Source organism: Glutamicibacter sp. AOP12-B1-11 (genome assembly GCF_052379245.1).
In the GTDB taxonomy this organism is placed as follows: Bacteria; Actinomycetota; Actinomycetes; order Actinomycetales; family Micrococcaceae; genus Glutamicibacter.
The window spans coordinates 101,679-120,610 of sequence record NZ_JBQSYL010000012.1; the positions used below are offsets into that span (position 1 = coordinate 101,679).

Below are 18,932 nucleotides of genomic sequence, written 5' to 3' on the forward strand. Positions count from 1 at the left end.
GCCTGCCACCGATTCTAGGGATTCGGTAGCAGGCTATTCCCGTCTTGGGTTAGTTGGCGCCGATCACGCCGCGGGCCACCAATGCGGCGGGCCCGGAGAGAATCGTGTCTTCCTTGCCGTCGCCGGTGGGTGCGAACTCCACGCCGACCAGCCCACCGGGCACTTCGACGGCCCACTGGTTGATCAGTGCCGTGCCGCTAAGCCGAAAAATCATCTTGTCCTGCAACGGAATCGGTGATCCGACGACCGCATGCGTTTGAACTGATTTGCAAGTCGCAGATGAATTCGCAAATCCACTGCCGTCATATGTGAAAGCACTTTTGATGTCCCCGCCGCCGGATCCTTGCAAACAGGAGACTCGCTTTGAACCCAGCTATCGGCTACTTCATGGCGTTTATTAACGAGTGTTCCCGAGCCCCAAGGCTAGTACCCTCAAAGGGGTCGTTCTCCAGTCGCTTCAGTCGAATCAGCGGAACCCGCTTCATTCATCGCAAGTAAATACGAAGCCGCAGTTGCCACGGCGATCTGCTGGACATACCCGGCGATCGTGATGAGTAACCCTAGCGGGACAAGCGAGAGAAGTGCCGGGTTTCCTCCAAGAAATAGCACCACCAAGCCGATGACTAAACCACATGCAGTAAGTACTTTACCGACGACCTGTAATAGACCACCTTCGGTTTGGACATGCTGAACGGTTGGCGGCGTGAAGTAGTCTTTGCTCATGCTCAGACCATAGCCAGCTGTACCTACAAAATAGGCGGTTAGCTACGCTTTGAAGACCTGGGCGGATGAATCATGCTATCCACCTTGAAGCTTGCAAAGCCTGAGGCCATAGAGCGCACCGGTCATCTTTAACCAGCAACAGCCTGCTACCGAATCCCTAGATTCGGTGGCAGGCTGTTCCCGTCGTGGGTTAGCTGGCGCCGATCACGCCGCGGGCCACCAACGTGGCGGGGCCCGAAAGGATCGTATCTTCCTTGCCGTCGCCGGTGGGTGCGAATTCCACGCCGACCAGCCCGCCGGGCACTTCGACGGCCCACTGGTTGATCAGTGCGGTGCCGCGCGCCCAGTAGCGCATGGCGGCCGCCGCGGCGCACGCCCCGGTGCCGCAGGAGAGCGTCTCCCCCACCCCGCGCTCGTGCACGCGCATCTTCAGCTGCGCGACGCCATCGTTGATCAGCGGTTCGGAGGGAACCACGAATTCCACGTTGCTGCCGTTCGGCGGCGTCGGGGATACCTCGGGGGCGGAAAGCAGGTCGAGGTCCTCCAGCATCTGCGCATCGGGCAGGGCCGCCACGGTATGCGGGTTGCCCATGGTGATGCTCAACGCGGGAAGCGCCTGTTCCCAGCCGCGCGGTTTGACCATCGAGTCGAGTGAGTCCGCCGCGGCCTGCTCCTCGAAGATCAGTCCCCAGGGGCCGAGATTAGCCGCGTAGCCGTCGGCCAGGCGGGTGACTTCCTTGACTCCGGCGCGGCTGCCGATGAGCAGGCTGGCACCGATCGGGAGGTTGACCAGCCCCTCGGCGAGCAGGTAGTGCACGAAGGCGCGCACGCCGTTGCCGCACATTTCGGCGATGGACCCGTCGTTATTGCGGTAGTCCATGAACCAATAGGCCTTGGGGTGATCCAGGGCCTGCTGCTCGAAGCCGGGGACCTTGGAGGTGGGCACGGCGCGGATCAGCCCGTCGCCGCCGATGCCAAACCTGCGGTGGCACAGGGCCGCGACCTGCTCTGGCGTCACCTCGTGCTTGGCTTCGGGGTCTGCGAGCAGCACGAAGTCGTTTCCGGTGGCGTGCCCCTTGGCGAAGGGCAGTCCGGCAAGCTGGGCTAGTTCGGTGCGGTACATTGCGCTCCTTTAGATGGTGGGGTCGCTCGGGCGGAGCAGTTGTTGTGCTTTGCCCAGCAGCCCGGGTTCTTTCGGGTTCAGCCAGTGCACCCGCGGGTCGGCGTTGAACCAGGTCAGCTGGCGGCGGGCGAACTTCCGGGTGGCCACGATGGTGTCCTCGATGGCTTGGCCCCGGTCGATCTTGCCGTCCAGGTAGTCGGTGTACTGCTGGTAGCCGATGGCGCGCGCGGCGGTTTTCCCTTCGCGTAGCCCGTGGCCCAAGAGCTCGGCAACCTCCTCGGCCAGCCCCATGCGGTCCATTTTACGGACGCGTTCGGCCAGTGTCTCGTGTAACGCGGGGCGCTCGTAATTTAGTCCGATCTGCAGCGCCGGCTGGAAATACTCGCGGTTGGGCATGTAGGAGCTGAAGGGGCGCCCGGAGATTTCGAAGACCTCCAACGCGCGGACGGCACGCCGAGTATCGAGATTTCGGTCCGCGGAGACCGGATCCACCTGTGCCAGCCGGCGGCGCAGCTCGCCATCCCCGTGCTCCTGCACCTCGGCTTCGAGCCGGTCCCGGACCGCGCGATCGGTGGGCGGGAAGTCGATCACGTCCAGCGCGGCGCGCACGTAGAGCCCGGAGCCGCCGACCATGATCGGCACCTTGCCGTGGGAGCGAATCTGGTCGAAATGGTCGCGGGCTTGGGCCTGGAACTGGGCGACGGAGGCCTCTTCGCGGATGTTCATGATGTCCAGCAGGTGGTGCGCGATGCCGCCGCGCTCGGCTTCGGCGAGCTTTGCGGTGCCGATGTTCATGCCGCGGTAGAACTGCAGCGCGTCGGAGTTGACGATTTCGCCGCCCAATTCTTGGGCCAGCGCGATGGCCAGATCCGATTTGCCGGTTCCGGTGGGCCCAACAATGGAGATCACCGGCAGCTGAGTGGAGTTCATTCGGTTAGCTGCGCGCCTTCATGGTTGGCATGCCCAGGTTGGTTCGGCTTGCCGCGCCGCCGCTGCCGGCGGTAGGCACCGCGCAGCTCTCGGCTTGCGCTCGGTCCCATGCGTCGCCGGCTCGCGAACGACGCAGCGAATACTCCTCGAGCGTCGGATCGGAGACGAGGTGGAAGGCCGCGGCCTCGGTGATCGGCACGGTGACCAGATCGCCTGGGCGTGGCTGATCGGCGCCTTGCGGTACGGAGAAGTGCACCAGCCGCTGGTCTTGGGCGCGGCCGGCCAGGCGGTGGGTTTCCTCGGACTTGCGTCCGGACTGCTCGGTGACCATGACTTCCACGGTGCGCCCGAGCTGCTTGGCGTTTTCTTCCTTGGCGATGCGGTCCTGCAGTGCGGTGAGCCGCTCGAAGCGTTCCTGCACCACTGCCTTGGGCAACTGGTCGGGCAGCTCGGCGGCAGGGGTGCCCGGACGCTTGGAGTATTGGAAGGTGAAGGCGGTGGAGAAACGCGATGCCTCGACCACGTCGAGAGTCGCCTGGAAGTCTTCCTCGGTTTCGCCCGGGAATCCGACGATGATGTCGGTGGTGATCGCCGCCTGCGGGATGCGCGTGCGCACCTTGTCCAGGATGCCGAGGAATTTCTTCGAGCGGTAGGAGCGGCGCATGTCCTTGAGGACCTTGTCGGAGCCGGACTGCAGCGGCATGTGCAACTGCGGCATTACATTCGGGGTTTCGGCCATCGCGTCGATAACGTCGTCGGTGAAGGCGGCAGGGTGCGGGCTGGTGAAGCGCACCCGTTCCAGGCCTTCGATTTCGCCGCAGGCACGCAAGAGCTTGCCAAAGGCCAGCTTGTCGCCGAATTCGACGCCATAGGAGTTCACGTTCTGTCCCAGCAAGGTCACCTCGATCGCCCCGTCGGCGACCAGCGCCTCGATTTCGGCGAGGATCTCTCCCGGGCGGCGGTCGCGTTCCTTGCCGCGCAGCGCGGGCACGATGCAGAAGGTGCAAGTGTTGTTGCAGCCAACCGAGATTGACACCCAACCGGCGTAGACCGATTCGCGGCGGGTCGGGAGCGTGGAAGGGAAGACATCCAGAGATTCGAGGATCTCCAGTTCCGCCTTTTGGTTGTGTTCGGCGCGGTCCAGCAAGGCCGGCAGCGAACCGATGTTGTGCGTGCCGAAGACGACGTCCACCCAGGGGGCTTTCTTCAGGATCGTTTCGCGGTCTTTCTGCGCGAGGCAGCCGCCAACGGCGATCTGCATTCCCGGTCGGCGGTCCTTGACGCTTTTGAGCATTCCGAGGTTGCCGTAGAGCTTGTTGTCAGCATTTTCACGGACCGCGCAGGTATTGAACACCACGACGTCCGCCGCTTCGTCGTCGTCCGCCTCAGCTTTGCGGGCAAGGCCCGCGCTTTCGAGCAGCCCGGAGAGCCGTTCGGAATCGTGCACGTTCATTTGGCAACCGTAGGTGCGTACCTCGTAGGTGCGCGATGGATTCTCGGTATCTGCTGGGGTCATCTCGTCGAACTCACTCACCCCTCAAGGTTACCCAATTCACTGGCACGCAACATCTTAGTCAAGGCTTAACCAACGATACGTGCAGACGATCGCGAAACTGCCCGACTTCAAGAATCGGCCTTTAGTTGAAGCATCAAGTCGAATAGGAGATGATCAGGCAAGCCTTCTCAAAAAGAACAAAGCGAAGAGATCCCCTTCAATGAAAGAGCTGCCAGCATGCGTTCCACGCCGATAACCATGACCGATGAGTTTGACGATGCCCTTTCGCGACTGCATTCCGGCAAGAACCTGTTTCTCACCGGAAAGGCTGGAACTGGTAAATCTACTCTCATCCGTACGTATCTCGAACAAACGCAGCGGGCTTCCCTGGTTGCCGCACCGACAGGAATTGCGGCGCTCAATGTAGAGGGCTACACAATACACCGACTTTTTGGCTTTCATTCCGGCACGACGGTTGAACAAGTCCGGTCTAGCGAATACTACCCGGGCCGTTTCGCGAAGGTTCTGAAACGCCTCGAAACTCTAATAATCGACGAGGCTTCAATGGTTCGGGCCGATTTATTCGATTGCCTCGTCGAGGCCCTAACGCGGTTCGGCCCTAAGCCTGGCCACCGTTTCGGAGGTATTCAATTAGTTATGGTGGGCGATCTTTACCAGCTTCCGCCAGTCGTCCTAGAACCCGAATCAGAATACTTCTCCACCGTCTATGAGTCGCCATTCTTCTTTTCTGCCAATACGTTTGAAACATCTGAATTTCCGGTCGTTGAGCTCACGACTGTCTTCCGACAGCTTGGCGATGACAGGTTGGTTTCGTTATTGAACTCAGTTCGAGACGGTAGCCTCACTCCAGAATCCCAGCAAGCGCTAAATCAGCAGGTGCGTTCAGGTTTCACGCCACCGCTTGACGAGCGTTGGTTGACGCTGACCACGACAAATCGTATCGCTGGCGCCAGGAACAAGAGGATGCTCGAAAAACTAGATGCACCGCTGCATACATCCGAAGCCAAAATCACGGGTGATATTACCGGTTTCGAACCCCTCGCTGACAAAAAGTTGCAGTTCAAAGACGGCGCACAAGTCATGATGCTGACGAATGACCCGGCTGATCGTTGGGTCAACGGAACCATCGCTGAAGTAATCGCAACATCTACGACAGATGCTGGGCATGAAGTAGCGGTCAAGTTGCCAAGCGGAACGACAGCCATAGTAACTGCGCACAAATGGCACGTTACTCGTCCCGAGTTTTCCGATGGAACGATTAAACACGAATCAGTTGGATCCTTCGTGCAACTTCCATTTAAACTTTCTTGGGCTATTACGATCCACAAGTCTCAAGGTCAAACGCTAGATAAATGTGTTGTTGATTTGGCTGGTGGAACATTTGCAGACGGTCAACTATATGTTGGACTCAGCCGTTGCACGAACCTAGAAGGATTGGTTCTCACTCAGCCGATTCAGCCCAAGGATCTCAAAGTAAATCAACGTATTCGTCGCTACTTGCGGTCTAAGGGGACAGAAATCCACTCCACGGGCACGGCATACGTTGGAGTTTGCACAGTTGGCGAGCCTTCACGACTATCTAGACCTAGACCGGTTGAAATAGCGATTATTACTGATGCCGGAGAAGAAATAAGTACACTCATCAACCCTGAACGCGATTTGGGGACCGCTTGGACAGATTATGACATCGCCGCTTCAGAAATACTGCTGGCACCCAGACTTCATGAAGCGTGGAATGCCCTATCGCCCTTCCTCGCGGGTAGAACCCCCGTTGGTTTCAATATCGACTCAACCCTGTACGACATCGATTATGAACTCAAACGTGGGGGTCATCTGGCAGAGATTCCACTGGGCAATGACGCGCAAGATCTGCGTAAGACTCAACTTCTTCAGGAATTTTATGGGCGAACCGCGATAGGCCAAGCACGTGCCGCAAGAGATTCAGACCTACAGAATACGCATAGGACCTCTCATGACGTATTCCCTGATTCAACGGGAGAGCCGGGCTATTTAATGCCACGGGCAGGTTCTTCCGAAGTTGTCGAATTCCTTGTCGCAAGCGACGAACAACTTGAATACTCGTTGGCTAATTTTTTAGCGAGTAAAGCTACGGTTGCAGTCCACGAAGCTTCAAGTGCGGCGGTGCTTGCCGGTGTCGACAAAATAGCTGGTAGTGCGTTAATGCAGGACTCACAGAAATTGATGAAACCGATCCATGAAATCGCTGTGGCTGGCGCTGGCATCTGCTTTACCGGCAGCGCCAGAGACTTACAGGGTAAGCCAATCTCAAGGACTGCACTAGAGGATATCGCCGTTGCACATGGAATGGTGCCGCAAGCAAATGTAACGAAGTCGAAATGTCGAATGCTCGTGTCAGCTGAAACAGGAACTCAATCTGGAAAGGCCAAGAGCGCGCAAAAATTCGGTATCCCAATTTTTTCCGTTGATCAATATCTGCATCATGTCTCCGGGACAATGAGCGAATCCACGGACGGAGCAGTAGAATCGCGGACTGTTCGGATCCGTCCCGTACCTGTCCCCATGCGTCAGCAAACAGATTGTGCTCCCGAATTCCACGATGACCCTGACATCGTCACGGAAATTGAGCAAAACTCCTTGCACGAAAGCGCTGCAGTGTTTGCTTCCCATACGACGCCTCTGGTCGATAATTTTCAAGGATCGACAATACGTTCCACCGGCTTGGATTCAGATCAGGCTAACTACGACAGGGCTCGCGCTGAGTCAGCGCAGAAGCAGCCCTACTCGATGACAGCCGCCAGGACTCCAATGTTGAAAAAGTCCAAATGCTTTCACTTAGTCATGCTCTCGCTCACGCTCGGCCTTCTCATTATTCTTCCGCTGTGCTTCGCCGGATTTGCCGTGGCTTTTCCAAAAGCAGACTCAATATTATTCGCGTCATTCGGCGTCTCCGCCCTTGCCGGCGTTGTCAGCCTCATATTTTGGATTGTGGTGTCAATCAATCGGATGCTGAAAAGGAACCATCAGCAATGAGATAGCTTCACCGAATTTCGCCGACTAAATGCAGCAAGGCTAGGGATTAGATAACCACGCTATGGTCGTTGTTCGGTATTCAAGATTGCCATGGACTAAGTCCATGGCTGATAAACGTGAACCCGCGAACTACTTCTCGCCGTAGCGCTCTTCCCATTCTTCGCGCGCCACCTTGAAGGCCATCGAGCCGTGATAGCCCTTGCGCCCGAGCATTCCCACCAGCCGGCGCAGCGCCTTGTCGCGGTCCAGGCCCATGGAGGCCGGGCGGAGTTTGGCGCGCACCAGTTCGCGGGCGCGCGCTTCCTCGGTTTCGTCGTCGATCTGCTCCAGCGCTTCGGCGGCGACCTCGTCTTCGATGCCTTTGCTGCGCAGCTCGTGGCGGATGGCGCCTCGGGCGAGGCCGCGGGAACGGGCCCGGGCGACGACCCAGGATTTCGCGAAGCGCTCGTCATCGACCAGGTTCAGTTCAGCATAGCGTTCGAGGACCTCGTCGGCGATGTCTTCGGGGCATTCCTTTTCCAGCAGCTTGTCTTTGAGCTGTTTGCTGGTTTTGTCGCTCGCGGTGAGCTGCCGCAAGATGATGCCTCGGGCTTTTTCCTGCCACTGGTCATCGCTGAGCTCTTCCGGTTCGCCCGATTCGCGTGCTGCACGGCGTTCGGCTCTGGCCTGCCGGCGTTCTTTTTTGCTAGGGCTTTCGGCTGCCGGGGCGTTATTGGCAAGGATATTGTCCATCGCGGCGCGAAGCTCATCGACGGTTTGCGGTTTCGCCGGTTCGGCGGTGCCCTGCAGTATTTGCGTTCGCTGGCTGGACTTGGCGGGGCGTGCGGCGCGCTTGGGCGCAGGTTCTTTTAGCTCTTCCAGCTCTTGCTCGGTGGGCTTGGCCCAATCCGGCATTTGGTCGAAGTCGCCCTGAAACTGCGCGGAGACGGACGTAGCGTCCGACCCGGATCTCGATCCGGGTCGGACGCTACGTTTCTGAAAGCCTGAGGCCACTACTTATCGCCCTCGACGATTCGCAGGTCGGCCTCTCCTTCTTCTCCGGTGTCAAGGATGCCCAGCTTGGTCAGGATCTGGCGTTCCAGCTCGTTGGCCAGATCTGGGTTGTCACGCAGGAAGCGGCGTGCGTTTTCCTTGCCCTGGCCCAGCTGGTCACCGTCGTAGGTGAACCAGGCACCGGACTTCTTGACCATGCCGTGCTCGACGCCCATATCGATCAGGCTGCCCTCGCGGGAAATGCCATGGCCATAGAGGATGTCGAATTCGGCCTGCTTGAAGGGTGGGGCCATCTTGTTCTTGACGACCTTGCAACGGGTACGGTTGCCGACGGCGTTGGTGCCCTCCTTGAGGGTTTCAATGCGGCGGATGTCGATGCGCACCGAGGCGTAGAATTTCAGCGCCTTGCCACCGGTGGTGGTTTCCGGGCTGCCGAAGAAGACGCCGATCTTTTCACGCAGCTGGTTGATGAAGATCGCGGTGGTCTTCGAGTTTGAGAGGCGACCGGTGATCTTACGCAGCGCCTGCGACATCAAACGTGCCTGCAGGCCCACGTGGCTATCGCCCATTTCGCCTTCGATTTCGGCGCGTGGAACCAAGGCCGCCACGGAGTCGATCACGATGATGTCCAGCGCGCCGGAGCCCACCAGCATATCCATGATTTCCAGGGCCTGCTCACCGGTGTCCGGCTGGGAAACCAGCAACGCATCGGTGTCCACGCCAAGCTTCTTGGCATATTCAGGGTCCAGTGCGTGCTCGGCGTCGATGAAAGCCGCCACGCCGCCGCCGCGCTGAGCGCTGGCTACCGCGTGCAGTGCGAGGGTGGTCTTACCCGAGGATTCCGGGCCGTAGATCTCTACGACACGGCCACGAGGCAGTCCGCCTATGCCCAGCGCGACGTCCAATGCCACCGAACCGGTGGGGATGACCTCAACGGCGGCGCGGGTGGTGTCACCCAGACGCATGAGCGAGCCCTTGCCGAAAGCCTTGTCGATTTGGCCCAGAACGGACTCGAGAGCCTTTTCCCGATCATTACTTGCCATGGTTCACCTTTGGTCATGCAGGCCATCGCGCGACCTGCCAATCAATCTTTGTACTGTATCTAGACAGTATGAGCGCCAACCGACACTTTAGACCGCTTGGGCCCGAGGTGTGGACAAACTCTTCGTGCTGTTGTTTCTAGAATAACCTAATCCGAACAGATGTTCGAAATTGCGGCGCGGTGTTTCGAATATTTCGTTTCTTCGAAGACGCCGGGGGCGCCTTCGCCGCGTGCGGCTAGGCTTCCTTGGGCTCGATGTCCATGCCGAGCCAGCGCTCGGGCGGGACATCTTGCGCGCGGCAGATCGCTTCCCACACCTGCTTGGGCTTGATTCCCTTGCGTAGCGCCTGGGTGGCGTTGAGGCTGCCCAGCTCCGTCAGCGCGAGCGAGTCGGCCAGCATGTGCGAGTAGCCCGAACCGAATTCATGATCCATGTTCCGCCAGAATTCACTGTTTTTCACGAGTTGTATTCTTCCATGCATAGCACGAGGGCCCTCGCATTTGCGAAGGCCCTCGGGTCGAAAACTTAGGTCGGGGTTAAACCGATGCCAGAGGTTTGCCGTTGCGTCCATCGACGTCCATGGCGAACTCGTTGGTCAGATCCAGCGGAACGGTGTCCGGGATGACCACGCCTTCGGCCAAGGCGATGCGATCGGACACTTCACGGAGCATCAACGACAGCGGCACCTCCAACGCGGTGCAGATCGAGGAGAGCAGCTCGGAGGATGCCTCCTTCTGTCCACGCTCGACCTCGGATAGGTATCCAAGCGAAACGCGGGCGCTATGGGAAACCTCGCGCAGGGTTCGGCCCTGGCGCTGGCGAACATCGCGAAGGACGTCACCGATTTCATGTCGGAGTACTACCATTTTGTGTTCCTCCTTCTCGGGCTGGACCGAATGGGCGTCTCCCATATCGCGCCAACGGACGACACCATTGACAGTTACGGGTTGCTTCACCATGTGTATAGCCTCTACTCCTAGGTCCTTCTCGAAAGATGCTTCTTATCCGAAGAGCCAGACCTTGCGGCCCTTCAATTCGTACAACATCAAGTTATACGCTTTTGTTCCCGACACCTTACCCTAATCACAAATATGCGACATACGCCACATTTAGACGGATTATTGTGAAGATCAAGGGGAATAATAGTATCTCGCCTCTTACTGTGAAGAAGCTTTATCCAAAATGTCAGCTAGCTGATTGATTGCAGCTTGCGTGCTTCGTTCGCGAATCTGCGCCCGGTCCCCGACGAAGTGGTGGGCCACGAATCCGGAGTCCTCGCCGTGCGCCCAGCCGATGAAGACCGTGCCTACGGGTTTGCCGTCATGGGCCTGCGGCCCGGCGACGCCGGTGGCCGAAACCGCCAGGTCCGCCGCGCAGGCGCGCTGGGCCCCGACCGCCATCTGCCGGGCGACTTCGCCATCCACCGAACCGACCTCGCTCAGCAGCTGGGGATCCACGCCGAGCAGCTCGGCCTTCACCTGCGTGGAGTAGCTGATCACTCCCCCGCGCAGCACGGCCGACGCCCCGGAGATCTCGGCCAGGGTGGCGGCGATCAGTCCCGCGGTCAGCGATTCGGCCGTGGCAAGTTGCTTGCCTTGGGCGATCGCCGCGGCGATCACCGCGGCGCCGTGGTGTTCCATGAATTTGAACCTTTGCTAGTTGGCCTTGGCGGCGGCGCGCAGCTTGGCGGCCTTCCACAGGTATTCCAGCCCGGTGAGCACGGTGACCGCGACGGTGGCCAGCATCAGCACCCAGGCGGTGGTGTGCAGCCAGGAGATGGTGTGGGTGAACGGCAGCAGGTAGAGGCCGATGACTACCGCCTGCATCACGGTTTTGACCTTGCCGCCCATATTCGCGGCGATCACCCCGTAGCGGATGACCACCAGGCGCAATAGGGTGATGCCCCATTCGCGGACCAGGATCACGATGGTGACCCACCACGGCAGCTCGGTGAGGATGGAGAGCACCACCAGCGCGGAGCCGGTGAGCAGCTTGTCCGCGATGGGGTCCGCGATCTTGCCGAAGTTGGTGACCAGCCCGCGGCTGCGGGCCAGGTCCCCGTCGAGCTTGTCGGTGTACATGGCCACTACGAACAGCCCCAGCGCCACCCAGCGCCAGAGCCCCTGCTCCCGGTCGTCGGCCAGCAGGGCCCAGACGAAGAAGGGCACCATCAGGATGCGGATGCTGGTCAGCACGTTGGCGATATTCAGGTTCGGGACCGGGGCGTGCGCCGGTGAGTCCTCCGGCTGCGGGGCGTGCGCGCTCATGGCTTTAGTTTCTTCCTGTCAGGTCCCAGGCGTCCTCGCCCGGTTCGTCGGCTTCGTCGTAGTACTCGGTGGCCGTCTCGCGCTTGGCGAGGTCTTCGGCGACCAGGTCCACCGGCTCGGCATGGTTCACGTTGGCCTCGTCGACCAGGGCCTGCTCGGCGGCGCTGGCCTGGTGGGCGGCGCCGTCATCCCCGCGCATGGCGGCCAGCACCATCGGCAGGTCATCTGGCTGGATCAGCACATCTCGGGCCTTGGAGCCCTCCGAGGGGCCGACCACTCCGCGCGATTCCATCAGGTCCATCAGCCGTCCGGCCTTGGCGAAGCCGACGCGCAGCTTGCGCTGCAGCATCGAGGTGGAGCCGAACTGGCTGGTGACCACCAGCTCGGTGGCCGCCAGCAAGAGCTCCAGATCGTCGCCGATGTCCTCGTCGATCTGCTTCTTCTTCTCGGCCACCGGGGTGACGTCGTCGCGGTATTCGGGCGTCAGCTGCCCCTTCACGTGGGTGACCACGCGCTGGATCTCGGATTCGGTGACCCAGGCGCCTTGCACGCGCATCGGCTTGGAGGTGCCCATGGGCAGGAAGAGCGCGTCGCCCTGGCCCAGCAGCTTCTCCGCTCCGGGCTGGTCGAGCACCACGCGGGAGTCGGTGACCGAGGAGGTGGCGAAGGCCATGCGCGAGGGCACGTTGGCCTTGATCAACCCGGTGACCACGTCCACGGACGGGCGCTGGGTGGCCAGGACCAGGTGGATGCCGGCGGCGCGGGCCAGCTGGGTGATGCGCACAATCGAGTCCTCGACGTCGCGCGGGGCGACCATCATCAAATCGGCGAGCTCGTCGACGATCACCAAGAGGTACGGGTAGGGCTTCATCACGCGCTTGGAGCCCTCGGGCGGGATCACCTTGCCGGCGCGCACGCCCTTGTTGAAGTCGTCGATGTGCTTGTAGCCGAAGTTCGCCAGGTCGTCGTAGCGGGTGTCCATTTCGCGGACCACCCACTGCAGCGCCTCGGCGGCCTTCTTCGGGTTGGTGATGATCGGGGTGATCAGGTGCGGCACGCCCTCATAGGCGGTGAGCTCCACCCGCTTGGGGTCGACCATCACCATGCGCACCTCATCCGGGGTGGAGCGCATCAGGATGGAGGTGATCATCGAGTTCACGAAGGAGGATTTGCCGGCGCCGGTAGCACCGGCGACCAACAGGTGCGGCATCTTGGCCAGGTTCGCCACGACGAAGCCGCCCTCGACGTCCTTGCCCACGCCCATCACCATCGGGTGCTCGGTCTTGCGCGCGTTATTCGAGCGCAGCACATCGCCCAGGGCGACGATTTCCTTATCGGTGTTCGGGATCTCGATGCCGATGGCGGACTTGCCGGGGATCGGCGAGAGGATGCGCACATCCGAGGAGGCCACCGCGTAGGAGATGTTCTTGGACAGCGCCGTGACCTTTTCCACCTTGGTGCCCGGGGACAGCTCGATCTCGTAGCGGGTCACCGTGGGGCCGCGAGAGAAGCCGGTGACGTGGGCCTCCACCTTGAACTGCTGCAGCGTATTGGTCAGCGCCGCGACGATGGCCTCGTTGGCCTCGGAGGCTTCCTTGGCCGGCGGGCCGGCGGGCAGGAAGTCGTCCTGCGGCAGCGTGTAGGTGACATCTCCGGAAAGCTGGAGCTGTTCGGTGCGCTGCGGGATGGGGGCCAGCGCCGGGGCCGGGCGGGTGTGGTTGACCGCGACGGTCGGGATCGCGTCGGTCTCCGGTTCCGGCTCGGCATTGCCCAGGCCCACCTGGTCCATGATCGCGGCCATCTCGGTCTCGGCCTTGGTGGGGCGCTTGACTCCGGGCGGCGGTCCGGCGGGCGCCGCCGGCTTGGCCTCGGCGGCGGGCCGGGAGATCGCCTCGGTGGCGGTGGAATCCGCGTCGTAGACGTCGGTGACCGGCAGCGCGTTGGTGGCCGGTTCGTTCGGTTCGATCACCGCCTTGTCGTAGGCGACGTCGCCGGTGCGCTCGTCGCCGGTCTCGCCGTCCACGTTGTAGACCTCGGAGACGCGCTTGGCCTCGGCCCGGCGTTCGAAGAAGTTCTTCTTCTTGGGTTTCGGAGCCGGCGCTTCCTGCTCCGCGTCCGCGTAGAGGTAGGACTGGTCGTGCGACTCGGAGTTCGGATCGAGCACCGGGGCCTGCGCCACGGTCGGCGCGCTGCGCTCGCGGTGCGGATCCTGGCCGAGCAGCCGGTTATAGCCGATGCGCACCCGCGAAGCGATCTGCAGCGGCGGGGTGGCGGTGACGACCAGCAGCGAGAGCACGAGGAAGAAGATGTGCACGGCCATCGCGCCGGGAACCGAGATCAGCAGGCCCAGCGGGGTGCCCAGGATCGAGCCGACCATGCCGCCGGCGGCCCAGAGCGCCGCGAAGTCGTCGGTGACCGCGGGCGAACCATTGGCCAGGGCGGCCAGGGAGGATCCGGCCATGGTCATCATGAACAGCCCGATGCCGATCCGGTTATTGGCCGAATCCGCTTCCGGGTGGCGGAAGAGGCGGAAGGCGCCGATGACCAAAACCACCGGCAGCAGCACCGCCATGAACCCCAGCGATCCGCCGGCCACCGAGTGCACTGCGCGGCCGAACCAGCCCACGTCGCGCAGCCCCCACCATTCGACGATGGCGACGGTGATCGCGATCAGCGTCAGGAACAGCCCGGTTCCGTCGCGGCGCAGCTCGAAGTCGGGCCGGACGGTGGCGCCGATCCGGCGGAAGGCGCCGCCGAAGATCCGGGCGATGCCCATCCACATGCTGCGAATTGCGCGCAGCGGAAGAGCGAGATCCTGTTCCGGGTTCTCGGGAGTTTTTTTGGCAGGCGAAGCGCCCGACGTCCGCGGTTTGCGCGTCGTCGGCTTCTTCGCCCCCTGCGACTGGGTGCGTGAGGCCATAGTTCTAGGGTATCTCCACCTACCGGATACCGGCCGAATTTACACGTCTCGACGGGGTTTGGCGCCAGCTAGATACTCATCACGTGGAATTGCTCCGGGGTCGAACCTAAATGTCGGTGGGCACCGAGATACTTTGTTCATGGCTGATCTTGTTGAGAGCAAGCAATCCACGGCACTGCTTGAACGACGCCCGCGTGCCGCCTCGATTCCGTGCGTGCCGACATCGGATCATGTCGCTTCGGCATTCCATGCGGCTTTTATTGCGTGGACGACGCCCGAAATCGCCGGCAGCGCAGAGCATATCTACTGGATGATCGCCATTCGCGACGAGCATCAGCGCGTGTCCACGCATCAGGGGCAGTCCAGTTCGCCACGGCCATTGGTCGAAATCATCGAGCACTTCGAACAGCTGCTAGCGCAGCACAAATCCAGTACCTGGGTTTCGATCCCGAAGAGGCATTGGTACCTGCCCAGATATCTCCAAGAGGCCGGATTCGCAGTGACGCGAGGACTGAACGACGTGAATCAAGCATCCGGCGTGGTGCATCGGGAAGTGGAGCTCGCGAAGCAGCTTCAGACCAGCGCCGCGATCCAGGCAGGAAGCGTCTTGGACAAGCCGATGGCCATTCCCCCTCGGGGACACCATCCCCAACACGATCCGGCGCCTCAGCAGTGGCAACCGGAGTATTGGGATCTCGCTTCACAAACGCCATCGCGCATCGCCCTGGCGGTCGATGCCTCAACCGATCCCACCGGCGCTTGTGCGGTCGCGCTGCTCAGCGAACACGGGGACGCGATCCTCTACGCCGGGGAATCCTTCGACACGATCAGCATGCTCGAATTTGCTGCGCTGATCGTGGCGCTGGAATACCTCGCCGCCACCGGACCGGCCAGCGCAACGATCCATACCGATTCTGCCGATGCCTATCGTGTAGCCCAGGCGCTGGCCCTTGATGGCCGGTGCGCGACCGGCTATTGCGGCATCAGCGAGGACTCCAAGCACCGGTTCCTGCAGGCATGGAACTCCACCGAATCGCAGGTTGCCTTTGAACTGGTCAAAGGGCACAGCGGAGAAAAGCTGAATGAAGGAGCGGATCAACTGGCGTGGGCCGGTCGGGCGGCTTCTAAACGTCCGCGCGAACAGGTCGAAGCAGCGCTGATGTCCCGGATTGCAGAGATTCGCCAAGCATTCGCCAGCCCTCGGGACTGAGCCGGAAGTTGCCTACCTGCCTCGGGGCTGGAACCGGCGGATTCCGCCGCGGTGCTAGCGCACCGCCGCCGTGGACTGCGGCTCGGAATGCTCATCGGCCATGCTGAAGACCAGCTGCAGGGCGCCGCGCGCGGAAAACGGTTCGACGTGGATCCCGTACACCCGCAGCAGCAGCTCGGGGGTAAGCACCTCCTCGGGAGTGCCGCTGGCCACCGCCTGGCCGTTTTCGAGCATAACCAGCTTGGTGCAATAGCGGGCGGCCAGGTTCAGGTCGTGCAGCACGACCACGGTGGTGACCCCCAGCTGCCCGACCATGCGCAGCAGCTCATGCTGGTAGCGGATGTCCAGGTGATTGGTCGGCTCGTCCAGCAGCAGGTGGTCCGCCTGCTGGGCCAGCGTGCGGGCCACCAGCACGCGCTGCTTTTCCCCGCCCGAGAGCGTGGCGTAGCGGCGGTCGGCCAGATCCCGTGCCCCGACCCGGCTCAGCGCCGCGGCCACCGCCTGGTGGTCCTCGCGGGTGAAGGCCGCCAACGCCTTGCGGTGCGGGGCGCGGCCGAGCAGCACCATGTCGGCGACGGTCACCGGCAGGTCGGTAGGCGTCTCCTGCGCGACCACGGCCACCCGGCGGGCCAGCTCGGTGCCGCGCAGCTCCTCGAGGGGCTGCGCGTCCAGGGTGACCAGCCCGGCGCGCGGGCGCAGCGCCGCATACAGGGTGCGCAGGAAGGTAGACTTGCCGCTGCCGTTCGGGCCGATCAGCCCGACGACCTCGCCTTGCCCGGCATGCAGGCCGACGGATTTCACTACCAGTTTGCCGCCGTAGCCCACGGATACATCGGTGGCTGTGATCATGCTTTATGCCCCTTCGGGTGATTGGTTGTCATTGGGTCGGGTTCAGCTTGCGCACCAGCACGAAGAGCAGCGGGGCGCCAAGCAGGGCGGTGACGATGCCCAGCGGCAGCTCCTGCGGGGCCATGGAAGTGCGGGCGAGCACGTCGGCCCAGACCAGGAAGATCGCGCCGAGCAGGGCGGCCACAGGAAGCAGCTTGCGGTGCGTGGAGCCCACGCACAGCCGGGCGATATGCGGGATGATCAGCCCGACGAATCCGATGCCGCCGGAGGCCGCGACCAGCGCGCCCACGCACAGCGCGGTCACCACCATCACCGCCGCGCGCAGCTTCGCCGGGGAGATCCCCAGCGTCTGCGCGGTGGAATCGCCGATGGCCAGCGCATCCAGCGGGCGGGACCAGAGCAGCAGCAGCACCAAGGTGCCCAGCACCACCGCCCAGGTGAGCAGCGCGGACTGGACGGTGGCCTGGCCCAGCGAGCCGAGCGTCCAGAAGAGCACCGAGCGGCCCGCATTCGGGTCATCGGAGGCGAAGATCAGCAGCGAGGTCAGCGCGTGCAGCACGTAGCCCACGGACACCCCGGCGAGCACCAGCCGGGTGGAGGTCATCTGCGAGCCGACCCGGGCCAGCAGGAATACCGCAATCCCGGCGGCCAGCGCCCCAGCGAAGGCGCTGCCGGCCAGCGAAGCCGAGCCGATGCCGGCCGCGCTCCCGAAGAGGATCGAGGCCGCCGACAGCGTGGACGCCCCGGAAGTCACCCCCAGCAGGTAGGGTTCGGCCAGGATATTTCGGGTCAAGGCCTGCAGGGCCACCCCGGCCAGCGCAAGCCCGGCGCCGACGGCCGCGCCCAGCAGCACGCGGGGCCCGCGCAGCAGCAGCACGATGGATTCCTCGGAGTCGGTCCAGGCGCCTATCATTTGGCCGCCGGTCAGATGCTGGCGCAGGATCTGGATCACGGTGCCCGCCTCGATGGCCACCGGCCCAAGGCCCACGGCCACCGGCAGGGTAATCAGCAGCGCGCCGAGCAGCCCGGCGATCCACAGCCAGGTGTGCCGGGTGCGTTTGCCGTGCTCCAGGTCGTCTCCGGTGAACACCAGCGGCGCCGCCGGTGGTGTTGCGCCGCGCGGTTCGCCCAGCGCGGGATCCAGTTGGGTCATGGCTGCCTTTCCATCGATTCGTCATTCGTTGCGGTGCACAGCGTCAGCGCGGCAATCAGGGCAAGCAGGGTGAACCCGCCGAGCACTGCGGCCGCGGCCAGATACCCCGCCGTACCCAGCGCCGCCCCGGCGGCGCCCGCGCCGAGGAACAAGCCCAGGGACATGCCGGCGGCGTTCAGGCTCAGCGCGGTGCCACGCACTTCGGCGCAGCGGCGCACCAGCAGGGTCATCACCGCGGCGGAGACCACCGCGTGGCTGGCCGAGAGCACCGAGGTGCACAGCATCGCCAGCGGCAGCACCGGGGAAAGGTACACCCCGAGCAGGGCCAGCAGCGCCGCGGCCAAGGCGATGCCCATCACCGCCCGGGTGCGCCGCTCGGAGTCCTCGGCGTTCAGCATCCGTCCGGCCAGCAGATGCCCGAGGAAAAAGGATCCTCCGCTGAGCGACCAGACAAAGGCGAACCAGCCGGTGGATAGCTGGAATTTGTCTGCATACAGCGGGGCGAGGAAGGCCAGGTGCCCCATGAGCGCGCCGGCCCGCCCGAAGGAGACCAGCAGCAGGGCGCGTGCCCCGGGGATGGCGGCCAACGAGCGGAAGGCGGCCAGGTAGCCCAGCCGCGGGGCCGGTTGGGCCGGTTGCCCCGCCCCGGATTCCATCCGGCCGTAGCGCAGCAGTGCGGGCACCAGCGCAAAGGAGGCGATGGCGATGGCCACGAGGTTCCCCTGCCAGCCCCACCACAGCGCCGGCAGCACCAGCAGCGGTGCGCCCACCGTGGAGGCCAGGGTCTGGGCGGTCATCACCAGGGTGGCGGCGCGGCCCGCGGTGGGAGTATTCCCGAAGCGGTCCGCCGCGGCGGTGGACAGCGCCGGGTAGAGCAGCGCGTTGGATATGCCGGTGACCAGGCAGAAGGCGGCCAGCGCGGCGAGCCCGGAAAAGGTCCCGAGCACCGCGGCGATCCCCAGCAGCGCCAGCGCGGCGGCGGCCACCCGTCCCGGGGCGATGCGCCCGATCAGCGGGGCCAGCGCAACGCCGGTGAGCACCGCGCCGACGCCGGCCAGCCCGCGCAGCGAGCCGACCTCGGCATAGCCGGCCCCGGCCCAGTCGGCGATCGGCACGAGGAAGGTGGAGAGCACGGTGAAGGGCAGCAGGCCCACGGCCGAGGCCAGCAGGGCGGGCCAGATCTCGGCGATGAT

Annotated in this window: 17 protein-coding genes; 2 read left to right on the forward strand and 15 right to left on the reverse strand. The window is 62.9% G+C overall.

The genetic code is table 11. The annotated features are described in order from the left end of the window. Positions 1-49: 49 nt before the first annotated feature. From ACT3UQ_RS09260 to miaB, 5 genes are all read right to left on the reverse strand, one after another. On the reverse strand, positions 50-214 hold the full coding sequence (locus tag ACT3UQ_RS09260; protein WP_444637028.1) for a hypothetical protein: 165 nt from the start codon (positions 212-214) through the stop codon (positions 50-52). Positions 215-432: 218 nt separating this feature from the next. Further along, positions 433-723 carry a hypothetical protein gene (locus tag ACT3UQ_RS09265; protein ID WP_444637029.1) on the reverse strand — a complete coding sequence of 97 codons (291 nt, stop codon included), beginning with the start codon at positions 721-723 and terminating at the stop codon, positions 433-435. Positions 724-913: 190 nt separating this feature from the next. Then, positions 914-1,846 carry a diaminopimelate epimerase gene (gene dapF / locus ACT3UQ_RS09270; RefSeq protein ID WP_105650743.1) on the reverse strand — a complete coding sequence of 311 codons (933 nt, stop codon included), beginning with the start codon at positions 1,844-1,846 and terminating at the stop codon, positions 914-916. A 9-nt stretch (positions 1,847-1,855) separates the two neighbouring features. Further along, positions 1,856-2,776 carry a tRNA (adenosine(37)-N6)-dimethylallyltransferase MiaA gene (gene miaA / locus ACT3UQ_RS09275; RefSeq protein WP_105554684.1) on the reverse strand — a complete coding sequence of 307 codons (921 nt, stop codon included), beginning with the start codon at positions 2,774-2,776 and terminating at the stop codon, positions 1,856-1,858. Positions 2,777-2,780: 4 nt separating this feature from the next. Beyond that, complete coding sequence (gene miaB, locus ACT3UQ_RS09280) at positions 2,781-4,292, reverse strand: tRNA (N6-isopentenyl adenosine(37)-C2)-methylthiotransferase MiaB (RefSeq protein ID WP_105569975.1); 1,512 nt, start codon at positions 4,290-4,292, stop codon at positions 2,781-2,783. Positions 4,293-4,508: 216 nt separating this feature from the next. On the opposite strand from miaB, the gene ACT3UQ_RS09285 reads away from it, so the two are divergent. Beyond that, a complete protein-coding gene (locus ACT3UQ_RS09285) occupies positions 4,509-7,304 on the forward strand; it encodes an AAA family ATPase (RefSeq protein WP_444637030.1) in 2,796 nt (931 codons plus the stop codon). A 129-nt stretch (positions 7,305-7,433) separates the two neighbouring features. Here the strand turns inward: ACT3UQ_RS09285 and ACT3UQ_RS09290 are convergent, their stop codons facing one another. From ACT3UQ_RS09290 to ACT3UQ_RS09320, 7 genes are all read right to left on the reverse strand, one after another. Then, entirely contained in the window at positions 7,434-8,198 is a 765-nt protein-coding gene (locus tag ACT3UQ_RS09290) for a regulatory protein RecX (RefSeq protein ID WP_105569977.1), read from the reverse strand. Positions 8,199-8,296: 98 nt separating this feature from the next. Further along, the gene (recA, locus tag ACT3UQ_RS09295) at positions 8,297-9,340 is read right to left on the reverse strand and encodes a recombinase RecA (protein ID WP_105554688.1); all 1,044 of its coding nucleotides are present in this window, start codon (positions 9,338-9,340) and stop codon (positions 8,297-8,299) included. A 235-nt stretch (positions 9,341-9,575) separates the two neighbouring features. Next, on the reverse strand, positions 9,576-9,800 hold the full coding sequence (locus ACT3UQ_RS09300; protein WP_096288099.1) for a DUF3046 domain-containing protein: 225 nt from the start codon (positions 9,798-9,800) through the stop codon (positions 9,576-9,578). 76 nt (positions 9,801-9,876) lie between these two features. Beyond that, on the reverse strand, positions 9,877-10,299 hold the full coding sequence (locus tag ACT3UQ_RS09305) for a helix-turn-helix domain-containing protein (RefSeq protein WP_105554689.1): 423 nt from the start codon (positions 10,297-10,299) through the stop codon (positions 9,877-9,879). 198 nt (positions 10,300-10,497) lie between these two features. Then, positions 10,498-10,980, reverse strand: coding sequence for a CinA family protein (locus ACT3UQ_RS09310; RefSeq protein WP_444637031.1), 483 nt, complete (start codon positions 10,978-10,980; stop codon positions 10,498-10,500). 15 nt (positions 10,981-10,995) lie between these two features. Continuing rightward, positions 10,996-11,607 carry a CDP-diacylglycerol--glycerol-3-phosphate 3-phosphatidyltransferase gene (pgsA, locus tag ACT3UQ_RS09315; protein WP_105554691.1) on the reverse strand — a complete coding sequence of 204 codons (612 nt, stop codon included), beginning with the start codon at positions 11,605-11,607 and terminating at the stop codon, positions 10,996-10,998. 4 nt (positions 11,608-11,611) lie between these two features. Continuing rightward, a complete protein-coding gene (locus tag ACT3UQ_RS09320; protein ID WP_444637032.1) occupies positions 11,612-14,527 on the reverse strand; it encodes a DNA translocase FtsK 4TM domain-containing protein in 2,916 nt (971 codons plus the stop codon). 139 nt (positions 14,528-14,666) lie between these two features. Between ACT3UQ_RS09320 and ACT3UQ_RS09325 the strand changes: the two genes are divergently transcribed. Further along, positions 14,667-15,737 carry a ribonuclease HI gene (locus ACT3UQ_RS09325; RefSeq protein ID WP_444637033.1) on the forward strand — a complete coding sequence of 357 codons (1,071 nt, stop codon included), beginning with the start codon at positions 14,667-14,669 and terminating at the stop codon, positions 15,735-15,737. 54 nt (positions 15,738-15,791) lie between these two features. Here the strand turns inward: ACT3UQ_RS09325 and ACT3UQ_RS09330 are convergent, their stop codons facing one another. The 3 genes from ACT3UQ_RS09330 to ACT3UQ_RS09340 form a co-directional block, all read right to left on the reverse strand. After that, positions 15,792-16,586, reverse strand: coding sequence for an ABC transporter ATP-binding protein (locus tag ACT3UQ_RS09330; protein ID WP_444637034.1), 795 nt, complete (start codon positions 16,584-16,586; stop codon positions 15,792-15,794). Between the two features lie 28 nt (positions 16,587-16,614). After that, positions 16,615-17,739, reverse strand: coding sequence for a FecCD family ABC transporter permease (locus tag ACT3UQ_RS09335; protein WP_105554695.1), 1,125 nt, complete (start codon positions 17,737-17,739; stop codon positions 16,615-16,617). Beyond that, positions 17,736-18,932: MFS transporter (locus tag ACT3UQ_RS09340; RefSeq protein ID WP_444637035.1), on the reverse strand; the 1,197-nt coding region annotated here is incomplete at its 5' end. The genes ACT3UQ_RS09335 and ACT3UQ_RS09340, both read right to left, overlap by 4 nt.